At 75.2% G+C, this 10,938-nt stretch carries 10 protein-coding genes; all 10 read right to left on the reverse strand.

Annotated features, from left to right (window positions below):
- Positions 1 to 54 precede the first annotated feature (54 nt).
- Entirely contained in the window at positions 55 to 1,731 is a 1,677-nt protein-coding gene (gene murJ, locus ACIQLL_RS10010; RefSeq protein ID WP_402466218.1) for a murein biosynthesis integral membrane protein MurJ, read from the reverse strand.
- Positions 1,728 to 2,633: a hypothetical protein gene (locus ACIQLL_RS10015; RefSeq protein WP_402466221.1), complete on the reverse strand. Its 906-nt coding sequence runs from the start codon at positions 2,631 to 2,633 to the stop codon at positions 1,728 to 1,730. The genes murJ and ACIQLL_RS10015 overlap by 4 nt, the downstream gene beginning before the upstream one ends.
- On the reverse strand, positions 2,633 to 3,652 hold the full coding sequence (locus ACIQLL_RS10020) for a copper transporter (protein ID WP_402466224.1): 1,020 nt from the start codon (positions 3,650 to 3,652) through the stop codon (positions 2,633 to 2,635). The genes ACIQLL_RS10015 and ACIQLL_RS10020 overlap by 1 nt, the downstream gene beginning before the upstream one ends.
- 39 nt (positions 3,653 to 3,691) lie before the next feature.
- A complete protein-coding gene (steA, locus tag ACIQLL_RS10025; RefSeq protein WP_402466226.1) occupies positions 3,692 to 4,885 on the reverse strand; it encodes a putative cytokinetic ring protein SteA in 1,194 nt (397 codons plus the stop codon).
- A gap of 6 nt (positions 4,886 to 4,891) precedes the next feature.
- Positions 4,892 to 6,610: a DNA repair protein RecN gene (gene recN / locus ACIQLL_RS10030; RefSeq protein WP_402466228.1), complete on the reverse strand. Its 1,719-nt coding sequence runs from the start codon at positions 6,608 to 6,610 to the stop codon at positions 4,892 to 4,894.
- Positions 6,611 to 6,612: 2 nt separating this feature from the next.
- A complete protein-coding gene (locus tag ACIQLL_RS10035; protein WP_402466231.1) occupies positions 6,613 to 7,560 on the reverse strand; it encodes an NAD kinase in 948 nt (315 codons plus the stop codon).
- Complete coding sequence (locus ACIQLL_RS10040) at positions 7,557 to 8,450, reverse strand: TlyA family RNA methyltransferase (protein ID WP_402466232.1); 894 nt, start codon at positions 8,448 to 8,450, stop codon at positions 7,557 to 7,559. Before ACIQLL_RS10040 ends, ACIQLL_RS10035 begins: the two co-directional genes overlap by 4 nt.
- Positions 8,447 to 8,623, reverse strand: coding sequence for a hypothetical protein (locus ACIQLL_RS10045; RefSeq protein ID WP_402466235.1), 177 nt, complete (start codon positions 8,621 to 8,623; stop codon positions 8,447 to 8,449). Before ACIQLL_RS10045 ends, ACIQLL_RS10040 begins: the two co-directional genes overlap by 4 nt.
- A gap of 80 nt (positions 8,624 to 8,703) precedes the next feature.
- Positions 8,704 to 9,717, reverse strand: coding sequence for an HAD-IIA family hydrolase (locus ACIQLL_RS10050; RefSeq protein ID WP_402466237.1), 1,014 nt, complete (start codon positions 9,715 to 9,717; stop codon positions 8,704 to 8,706).
- Entirely contained in the window at positions 9,714 to 10,517 is an 804-nt protein-coding gene (locus ACIQLL_RS10055; RefSeq protein ID WP_402466240.1) for a tetratricopeptide repeat protein, read from the reverse strand. The genes ACIQLL_RS10050 and ACIQLL_RS10055 overlap by 4 nt, the downstream gene beginning before the upstream one ends.
- Positions 10,518 to 10,938: the final 421 nt, after the last annotated feature.

Consider the following 10,938-nt stretch of genomic DNA (forward strand, 5'->3'; position numbering starts at 1 on the left):
TGGGATGCCGCACAGACCTTCCGGTCCGTCGGGCGGCACGCCCGCCGACGGCGGTCAGCGCCGCAGCATGCGCCGTCCGACGGCGGTGAGCCGCGTGCGCACGGCCGTGTCGGTGAGCCCGGCGACGACGATCACGACCGCCATCGCGACCAGGCCCGCGACGAGTCCGAGCCCGACGTCCGTCGCGAACGCCGTCGCCTCCAGGGGCGTGTCCGCGAGCTTGCCGTCGGCCGCGACCACCGCACGGTCGGCGACCGGTACCGACCAGCGGCCGAGCGCCGCACCCGCCGCGCCGGCGAGCACCGCGACCGCCGCGGTGCGCACCACCCCTGCCAGCGCCGACGCCCCGACCGCGCGACGCACGGCCGTCAGCAGGGCGACGGCGGCCACGGTCATCCCGACGGTGGTGGCTCCCCCCAGCCAGGCGAGCACGTGAGCCCGGGTCACGTCGTCCGCAGCAGCACCGGCGAACACCGGGACGGCCAGCGCCACCCCGCCGGCCACCACCAACCAGCCCGCGGCCGTGGCCACGACGGCGGCACGCGCGGCACCGACCGCGTACAGCAGACGGGAGAGCTGCAGGATCAGGGCGTAGCCCAGGAGGCCGGGTGCCATCCAGGCCAGCGCGCCGGCGAGCCCGTGGGCGTCACCGTCGGCCACGCCGTCGAACACGTTCTCCACGAGCGGCGCCGCAGCGACGAGCGCGGCCGCGCCGGCCACGGAGACGACGACCAGCACGCGCGTCGTGGACGACACCAGGCGCGCCAGGTCGCCCCGGCGCGCCTGCGAGGCCAGCTCCGCGAACCGCGGGAAGGCGCTGGTGGCGATGGGGAAGGCGAGGACGGCGTAGGGCAGGAAGTACACGTTCTGGGCGTACAGGAAGACGGTCCAGGTGCTGTCGCCGCCGGCCCGGTTGCCCGCCGTCATGGTGGCGAGCAGGGCGAGCTGCTGCGCGACCAGCGCACCGATCCCCGCGAACGCCAGCCGCGCCGCCCGGCGGCCCTCGCCGGCGGGGAAGCGCAAGGTCGGCCGCAGCCGCAGGCCGGTGCGCAGCACGGGCACCACGAGCGGCAGCGCGAGGAAGGCGACGCCCGCCGTCATCCCCCAGGCCAGCCAACCCAGCGCCTGGGAGGACAGCTCGGCGACGTCCTGCTGGTTGCCGTCGGCCAGCGCGCCGAACCGCCAGTAGACACCGATGACGACCACGCTCGAGACCAGCGGGGAGAACGCCGGCCAGAAGAACCGGTTGTGCGCCTGCAGCATGCCGCCCAGCACCACCGCGATCCCGTACAACGGCACCTGGACGGCGAAGACGCGCAGGAAGTCGGCGGCGACCGCGACGTTCGCGGGGTCGCTCAGACCGGTCAGGCGGACCAGCGGGTCCGCCAGCACGGCCACGAGCCCTCCCAGCGGCACCAGGACCACGAGCGTCCAGCCGAGCAGCGCCGACGCTGTCCGGGAGGCCTTCTGCGCATCCCCCCGCACCAGGAAGCCGGACAGGAGCGGGACGACGGCTCCGGCGAGCGCGCCCCCGGCTGCCACCTCGAACAGGACGTTGGGCAGGAAGTTCGCGGCGTTCAGCGGCCCGTCGACGCCCCCGGTACCCACGAAGTGCGCCTGGGCGAGCCAGCGGCCGAACCCGACGACACGGCTGGCCAGGGTGACCACGGTGATCAGTACCGCGGCACCCGCGACGGTCGTGGCGGCGCGACGGCCACCGGGCGTGCTCACGCCGTCGGGTCCTCGCCCGACCCGTCGCCGGACCTCCGGGACCGCACGTCCTCCTCCGCCGGTGCGTCGGCGGGCCGGCGGCCGAGGCGGTCCACCGATCGCAACCACGGGGTGCGGTCGATGACCGCGGAGAAGCTGACCCGCTCCGAGGCCAGCGTGAGCCCGACGACCCCGGCCAGCGCCGCGACACGGACGGCACGCGGGGCGCCGAAGGCCCACCGCGCACCCACGAAGGCACCCAGGGCGTTGGCGCCGCCGTCGCCGAGCATGTCCCGCTCGGCGAGGTCACCCGGGGCCGCGGCCGCGGATGCTCCGAGCAGCACACCGGTGCCGGCCCCGCCGCACGCACCCGCGACCGGTGCGGACAGCGCGGCTCCGGCCTTCAGCGCGCGACCGGGCCTCAGGTCCAGGAGGTTGACGAGGTTCGCCGACCCGGCCACCAGCGCGCCGTTGACGGCGACGTCGGCCAGGTGCGGGACGAGCCCGCTGCGCCGGGTCGTGCCGAGCGCGGCGGCGAGCACCGACGTCGCCCCGATACCCAGCACCTTGAGGCCACCGGTGGTGACGCGGCCGTGGGCCAGGGCACCGAGATGGCCACGCAGGCCCTTGGTGCGTGTGGAGGTGTCCTCGGCGAGGTCGTCCACGACGCCGAAGGCACCCGCCCCCGCGGTGGCGAGCATCGTCGCGACACGCACCCGGGCGTCCCCACCCGACACCGCGGTCCCGGCGACCAGGCCGGCGGCGAGCGCCGGCCCCTCCAGCATGGAGACCGGCTCACCGCGATGGTTGGTCCGCGTCCACCGCTCGACCCCGCCCGGCGACACGGCGTCCAGGACACGACGCGATCCGGCCACCGCGCCCGCGGCCACGCCCGCGGCGACGAGGAACCGGCCCGCACCCATCAGGAATCCCCGTCGTCGGCCGCGCCGCCGTCGGCCGCCGAGCCCTCGTCCTCGCCACCGTCCGACCGGTCGACCACGGGCGGCACCACGGTGGCCCCCTCCTCGAACCCGTACTGGCCGATCTCACCGGCGGAGTGGGCGGCGATCGCCAGCGGCACGTCGAAGCGCATGACGTCCTGCTCGATCCCGCTGACGGTGCTCAGCACGGTCACGGCGTCCTCGTCCGCGCGGATCTCGGCGACCAGGTCGCCGTCCACGACGGTCGGGGCGGCGACCACCACGGTTCCCGCCACCGACTCCAGGGCGATCGACGTGCTGACCATGTCCACGTCCTCGGGCGTCTCGGAGGCCTCGGCCGACTCCGACGCCGCGGCCTCCTCGCCGCCGTCGGCCAGCAGCAGCACCGCGTCCGCCGGCGCGGACGGAGCGAACCGGGACTCGACGAGCCCCACGGTGGTGAGCAGCTCGTACAGGTCCGTCGACCGCTGGCTCGGGACGCCGGGTACCTGCGGGTCCGACTCCGTCAGGGCCGTACCGAGCACCGTCCCCAGGACCTGGGCCGTCGTGGCGTCGTCGGCGACGGACTCCCCCAGGTTCCCGCGCTGCCCGTCGGCGACGGTGCTGCGCAGCACGGACTCCTCCGCCGAGGTCCATGCCGGCGTGAGCGACGACTGCGCCACCACCCGGGCGCCCGCGTCCTCGAGCTGGTTGACGACCTCGATCTCGACCGTGTCGGGGAGGCCGTCGACGTCGACGACGGCCACCTGCATACCCTCCAGGGACCCTGCCGCCAGCTCGGCGCCGGCGGCCAGGGCGTAGGCGTGCTGGTCGGCCAGCTCCGCCTCGGTCCGGCCGAGGGAGTCGCGCAGGTCGGTGCGCTCGGTGCGCAGTGCGGCCACCTGCTCGTTGAGCTGGTCGCCGATGGCGTTCTGCAGCGGACCGGCGCCGAGGATGATGCCGACCGCGAGCGCCAGGAAGACGGAGATCAGCGAGACGAGGTGGTATCGGAAGTCGATCACGGGGTTCTGGGGGCTCCTTGGTCAGGGGTCGTGGGCCGGTCAGCCGCCGAAGAGGCTACCGAACCACGAGACGATGTCGTCGATCTGCGCGCCCACCAACCCGAAGGCGGTCTGGCCGGCCGCCGTCGACCACAGCGCGACGAGCACCGCCGCCACACCCGCCAGCGAGAGCAGCGTGAGCTGGAGGTTGGAGATCCGCGTGCGGTAGAGCCGGGAGACGCCCTTGGCGTCGACGAGCTTGCCCCCCACGCGCAGCCGGGTCAGGAACGTGCTCGCCATCCCGGCGCGACCCTTGTCCAGGAACTCGACCAGGGTCGCGTGGGTGCCCACCGCGACGATGAGCTCGGCGTCCTTGTCGTCGGCGAGCAGCATCGCGATGTCCTCGCTGGTGCCCGTCGCCGGGAAGAGCACCGGTTCGACGCCGAGCTCCTGGCAGCGTTCCAGTCCCGGCGCGCTGCCGTCCCGATAGGCGTGCACCACGATCTCGGCGCCGCCGGACAACGCCTTGTCCGACACGGAGTCCATGTCGCCGACGATCATGTCCGGCCGCCACCCGGCGTCGAGGATGGCGTCCGCGCCGCCGTCGACCCCGACCAGCACCGGACGGTTCTCCGTGATGTAGGACCGCAGCATCGCCAGGTCCTCGCGGTAGTGGTAGCCGCGCACGACGATGAGCACGTGCCGGCCGGCGAACCGCGTGCGCACGTCGGGCACGCCCACGCCGTCGAGCAGGAGGTCGCGCTCGCGGCGCAGGTAGGTGAGGGTGTTCTCGGCGAAGCGCTCGATCTCGTCGGAGAGACCCTCGCGCGCCTCGGCCTGCGCCGTGGCGACCGTCTCCGGGGTCTGGCGCGTCCCGGTGGCGAACGTCTCCCCGTCGACCAGGACGACGCCGCCGTCGACCCGCACCCGCGCCCCCTCGGGGACGGACATGATCTCCGTACCGACGCCGTCGACCAGGACGATGCCCGCGCGCAGCAGGATGTCCGGCCCGGCGTTCGGGTAACGGCCCGTCGTCGACGCCGACGCGTTCAGCACCACCGCGGGTCCTGCGGCGACCAGCGCCTCGGCCGCGACCCGGTCGATGTCGGCGTGGTCGATGACCGCCACGTCGCCGGGCTTGAGTCGCTTGGTCAGATCCTTGGTCCGCGCACCGACGCGTGCCGGACCGCCGAGGTCGGTGGCGTCGTCGCTGGTGTCCGGGTCACGGTCGGCCCGGCGGAGGCTCAGTCTCATCGTGCCCTATCGTCCCACGGTGGACGACTCGAGAAGTTCGAGCGCGTGCTGACGTGCCGTCTCCGAGTCGTCCTGGCCCGAGAGCATGCGAGCGAGCTCGCGCACCCGGTCGTCCGCCGCCACCGCGTGCACCCCCGTGACCGTCACCCCGACGTCCTCCGGCTCGCCCGCCGACTTGGTCACCACCAGGTGCGTGTCCGCGAACGCGGCCACCTGCGCCAGGTGCGTCACCACCACCACCTGGGTGCTGCGGGCCAGCGCCGCGAGCCGTCGACCCACCTCGACCGCGGCGCGTCCGCCGACGCCGGCGTCCACCTCGTCGAAGACGAACGTCGGCAGCACGGTGCCGGCAGTGCCGTCCGCGGCGGTCGCCAGGGCGACCTCGACCGCGAGCATGACCCGCGAGAGCTCGCCGCCGGAGGCGCCCTTGCCGAGCGGCCGCGCCGGCGCCCCGGGGTGGGGCACCAGGAGGAACGTGACCTGGTCGGCCCCGGTGGGACCGGGTTCGCCGGGCGCGACCTCGACCTCGAGCCGGGCGCCGGACATCGCGAGCCCGGCCAGCTCGGCGGTGACCGCCTCCGCGAGGCGTCCGGCCGCGTCGGTCCGCCCGGCCGTGATCCGCTCCGCGAGACCGGCGACCCGGTCGTCGAGCTCGACGACCCGGGCGCGCATCGACTCCACGCGCTCACCGCCGTCGTCCAGGTCCAGCAGCCGCAGGCCGGCGTCCGAGGCCCACTGCAGCACGTCGTCGATGGTGTCGCCGTAGCTCCGGGTCAGCGACCCCAGGTCGGCCAGCCGGGAGTGCGCCGTCTCCAGTGCGGCGGGATCGGCCTGCAGGTCCGCCACGTAGGACGACAGCTCGGTGGCGACGTCGGCCAGGACGTAACCGGCCTCCTTCAGCCGCGTCTCCTGCTCGGCGAGCGCCGGGTCGTCGCCCGCCACGGCCTCCAGCGCACGCCGTGCCGACTCCAGTGCCTGGACGGCCGAACCCTCGACCTCCATGTCCTCGCCGGCGATGGCGTCGTGCGCCCGCTGGGCGCCCTGGCGCAGCTGTTCGGCGTTGCCGAGCCGACCCACCAGCGTGCTGAGCTCGGTGTCCTCCCCGGGCTGCGGGTCGACCCGTTCGACCTCGGCGATCCCGAGCCGCAGCAGCTCCGCCTCCCGGGCCCGCTCGGCGGCCCGGGCCGTGAGGTCCTCGATCTCGGCCTGCAGGCCGGCTCGTTCCGACCACGCCGCGCGATGCTCCGCGAGGATCCCCGCGTGGCTCGAGCCCGCGAACCGGTCCAGCGCCTCACGCTGCTTGGCCGGGGTCCGCAGCCGCAGCTGGTCCGACTGGCCGTGCACCGTCACCAGCTCGTCGGCGATCTCCGCCAGTACCCCCTGGGGCACGCCGCGGCCTCCGAGATGCGCACGCGACCGTCCGCCTGCGACGGTGCGCACCACCACGACCGTGCCGTCGTCGTCGACGGTGCCCCCGGCGTCGTCGACGCGTCGGGCGGCAGCGGGGTGCCTCGTGAGGTCGAGTCGACCCTCGACGACCGCACGTTCGGCACCCACCCGGACCCCGGCCGGGTCCGCCTTCCCGCCCATGAGCAGGCCGAGTCCGGTGAGCACCATCGTCTTGCCGGCGCCGGTCTCACCGGTGATGACCGTCAGCCCCGCCGAGAGCGGCACCCGAGCCGCACGGATCACCCCGAGGTCCTCGATCGCGATCTCCTCGAGCACCCTCAGTCCTCCTTCTCGTCGTGGCCGGCCCAGCCGGCCGGACGCCGTCGTGCACCGCCGGCGGCGGCGGCCTCGCGCCAGCCGATCACCGGCAGGTTGAACTTGGACACCAACCGGTCCGTGAACGGTGCGTACGCCAACCGGGCGAAGCGTAGCGGGACGGCACCGCGGCGCACGTGCACGCGGGACCCGACGGGCAGGTCGATGCTGCGCCGGCCGTCGCAGGCGAGCACACCCGGCACCGGGCTGCGCTCGAGGACCTCCACGGTGTACTGCGAGCCGGGCCCGATGACGAGCGGCCGGGCGAACAGGGCGTGGGCGGACAGCGGTACCAGGAGCACCGCGTCCACGTCGGGCCACATGACCGGCCCGCCCGCGGAGAACGCGTGCGCCGTCGAGCCCGTCGCGGTCGACACCACGACGCCGTCGCACCCGAAGGAGCTCAGCGGACGGCCGTCGACCTCGATCCCGACCTCCATCATGCGTTCACGCCGGGACTTCTCGACCGTGGCCTCGTTGACGGCCCAGCCGGTCACCGGCTCGGACTCCCCCGGACGCTCGACCACGACGTCCACGACGCCGCGCTCCTCGACCACGTAGTCGCGTGCGGCGACCCGCCGGACGGCGTCGTGCAGGTTCTCCCGTTCGGACTCGGCCAGGAAGCCGACGTGCCCGAGGTTGACGCCGAGCAGCGGCACCTCGGTCCCGTGGGTCAGCTCGGCCGCCCGCAGGATCGTGCCGTCACCGCCGAGGACCATCACGACCTCGGACTCCGCCACCCCCTCGCGCAGACGGGCCGAGGACATCTGGTCGCCGAAGGACTCCGCGAGGTCGTCGTCGTGCAGCGCCACCTCGAAGCCTGCGCTCTCCAGCTCGGCCACGGCCTCCGCCATCGCCGCGACGGCCTCCGGCCGGCCGCCGTGCGTCACGATCAGCACCCGGCGCGTCATGCGGCACCACCCCCCGACACCCCGGGGACGACCACGGGGGGCGACGAGCCGTCCGGCTCCCACGTCGCCGCAGCCCGTGCGGCGTCCTCCACCGCGCCGTCGGCGACCCGCTCACCGCCGGTCGGGGACTCCCGGACGAACCAGCAGAAGTACTCGCGGTTCCCGCTGGGGCCCGGCAGCGGGCTGGGCACCACGGCCCGCACGCGGAGCCCGACGGCGGCGGCGGCGGTCGCGACGTCGACCACGGACCGCACGTGCAGCGCCCGGTCGCGCACCACGCCACCGCTGCCGAGCCGTTCGCGCCCGACCTCGAACTGCGGCTTGACCAGGAGCAGCACGGGGGTACCGGGCGCGACGACCGCGGCCACCGGCGGCACCACGAGACGCAACGAGATGAAGGACAGGTCGCCGACCACGAGGTCCGGCGGCCACGGCAGGTCACCCGCCGTCAGCGCCCGCACGTTGAACCCCTCGACGACGTGGACGCGGGCGTCGGCCCGCAGCTCCTCGGTGAGCTGGCCGTGCCCCACGTCGAGGGCCGTGACGCGCGCGGCACCCCGGCGCAGGAGCACGTCCGTGAACCCGCCCGTGGAGGCCCCCAGGTCCAGGCACCGCGCGCCCGGGACACCGTCGGTCACGACGTGACCCTGGGCATGGGCCGCCAACGCGTCCAGCGCGCCGGCCAGCTTGCCTCCCGCACGGGAGGCGTAACCCGGGTCGTCGGGGTCCGGCGCCACCGTCAGGACGGCACCCGGGGCGACGGCGAGCGAGGGCTTGGCCACGACGTCGTCGTCCGTGCGGACCCGGCCCGCAGCGACGAGCGCCGCGGCGTGCTTGCGGGACCGGGCCAGGCCACGCCGCACCAGCTCGACGTCGGCGCGGTCGCTCATCGGGCCCCCGCCCCGTCGGTGTCGTCCTGGTCGAGCCGCGCACGCAGCCGGTCGTGCACCGCCTCGAACCGGCCCACGTGCTCCGCGACCGGCAGCTCGTCCAGACCGGCGAGCGGCGCCAGGGGGTCGTCCGGGGACGACGCGGTACCCGCCTCGACGGAGTCCTGCGACATGTCCCCTCCTCGTTCCCGGTACGGCGGGCACCACGCTACCTGCTGGGTCCGCCACGACGCCGACGCCGCACGGACGTGCCTCAGGCCGTCAGCTCGGGCACCGTCGAGGCGGCCGGGCCGGCGCCACCGTCGGCCGCGTCCCAGGCCGCCGCACACGCGGCGCGGATCACGTCGATGCCTGCCGGGCCCTCGCGGTCCAGCTCGAGCGTGCCGTCGACGACACGCGCCGCCCGGTCACCGCACTCCCACCACCCCTCGGCAGCGGCCACGGGCGCCGGATGGGGCACCAGCAGCGACCGCAGGTCCGCCCCGAGGAAGTGCGGGCGCAGCCCCGGCCCGGCCAGCACCGCGTCGCGTGCCGAGGAGACCCCGGTCAGGACGTGCAGGCCCGCATACCCCCCGGACCGCGCGCCCGCCAGATCGGTGTCGAGCCGGTCCCCGACCACCAGAGGACGTTCTCCGCCGTGCCGCTCGACCGCGAGCCGGTACATCGTCGGCTCCGGCTTGCCGGCGCTGTCCGGTTCCACGCCCGTGGCGGCGACGACCGCCGCGACCAGCGCCCCGTTGCCCGGGGCGAATCCCCGGGCCGTCGGCAGCGACAGGTCACGGTTGCTCGCCACGTGCCAGGCTCCACCGGCGACGGCGTAGGCGGCCTCGGCGAGATCCTTCCAGCCGAGGTCGGGCGAGTAGCCCTGGGCGACCGCGTCCGGGGCGTCGTCGGCAGACGGCACCACGGTGAGACCGGCCTGCTCGACCGCCGTCACCAGCCCGTGTCCCCCGATGACCAGGACCGTGGCACCCGCCGCCAGCCGCGTCCGCAGCAACGCGGCACAGGCCTGCGCCGCGGTCATGACGTCCTCGGCTCCCGCCGGGATGTCCAGCCCGGACAGCTGTGCCGCCACGTCCTCCGGCTCCCGGGAGGCGTTGTTCGTCACGAACAGCAGCCGCATGCCCCGGGCGCGCGCCGCCTCGAGGCTCGACGCGGCGTGCTCGATCGGCAGGTGCCCGGTGTAGGCGACCCCGTCGAGATCGACGAGCGCCAGGTCGTAGGCCTGTGCGAGCGGGACGTCGCTGGCGAGAAGGCCCGCGCTCACGCAGTGCCTTCCGCGCGGGACCCCGAGTCCGGTGCGGGACCCGTCGGTGCCTCGCCCACGCCGTCCTCGTCGTCGTCGTCCGTGGCGTCCTCGTCGAACGTGTCGAACACGACGACGTCCTCGTCGGCGTCGGCCGCGCCGGTGGCCCGGGCGAGCGCCGCTGCGTCCACGCCGGCCAACAGGTCGGCCGCCTCCTGCGCACGACCGGCCGCCTCGAGGGCGACCGCGCGGGCCTGCAGGACGCGCAGCCCTTGGTCCCCCCGCTGCTGCGAGGCCGGAATGCGGTCCAGCACGGTGAGGGCCGCCTCGTGCTCGCCGAGATCGCTGCGGGCTCCGCTGACGACGATGGCCAGCTCGGTGCGGGCGTCCGCGTCCAACGTCTCCACCTCCGCGGACTGGCCCAGCGCGACGGCCCGTTCGGGACGCCCCAACCCTCGTTCGGCGTCCGCCATGAGCGGCAGGTGCTCCGAGGACCCGTTGAGCCGGCGTACGGTGCGCAGCTCCCGCAAGGCCTCGGCGTAGCGGCCCGTCCGGTAGGCGGCCAGCCCGGCGGCCTCCCGCACGATGTCGATCCGCCCGGCGCGCCGCACCGCTGCCTGCGCGTGCTCGTAGGCGAGCTCGGGATCGTCGTCGAGCAGGCGGCCCACCATCACGAGGTGGGCACCGACCCGCTCGGCGTTGTCCTTGCTCAGGCCCCGCAGCCGTCCCCGGGCGTCCTTGCTCAGATCACGGATGTGGGCGTCCTCGGCGAGCTCCGGCTCCCGCGGACGCTCGGGACGCGCAGGGCGCGGGCTCCGCACCGGGCGGCCGGGACCGCCACGCTCTCCGGAGTGCCGCTCGTCACGACGCCCCCGGTCACCACCGTGCGGACGGCCCGTCTCACGGCGGCCCTCGCCCCCGCCGCGTCCCCCTCCGGAGGACGAGCCTGACGACCGGCCGGCCCCACCACGGGAGGAGCTCCCGCCTCCGCCGGGTCGCTGTGACCGGCGGGGACGGCCACCTCCCGAAGACGGACGGTCCTGACGCGGGCTGTCGTTCACTGTGGTCCTCTCGCTGCGGATCGACGCACGATTCTCCCACGACCGGCGCGGCCGCCGCGAACGGGTGCCGTGGTGGTCGGGGATCGGCGGTGCGCCGGCGAGGTGGTGGGTGGGGGTGTGCAACAGGCCCCCCAACCGGTGGTTGGGGGGCCTGTTGTGAAGGGTGTCCGGCGGCGTCCTA

The sequence above is a fragment of the Isoptericola aurantiacus genome, from assembly GCF_044769875.1.
GTDB lineage: Bacteria > Actinomycetota > Actinomycetes > Actinomycetales > Cellulomonadaceae > Isoptericola > Isoptericola aurantiacus.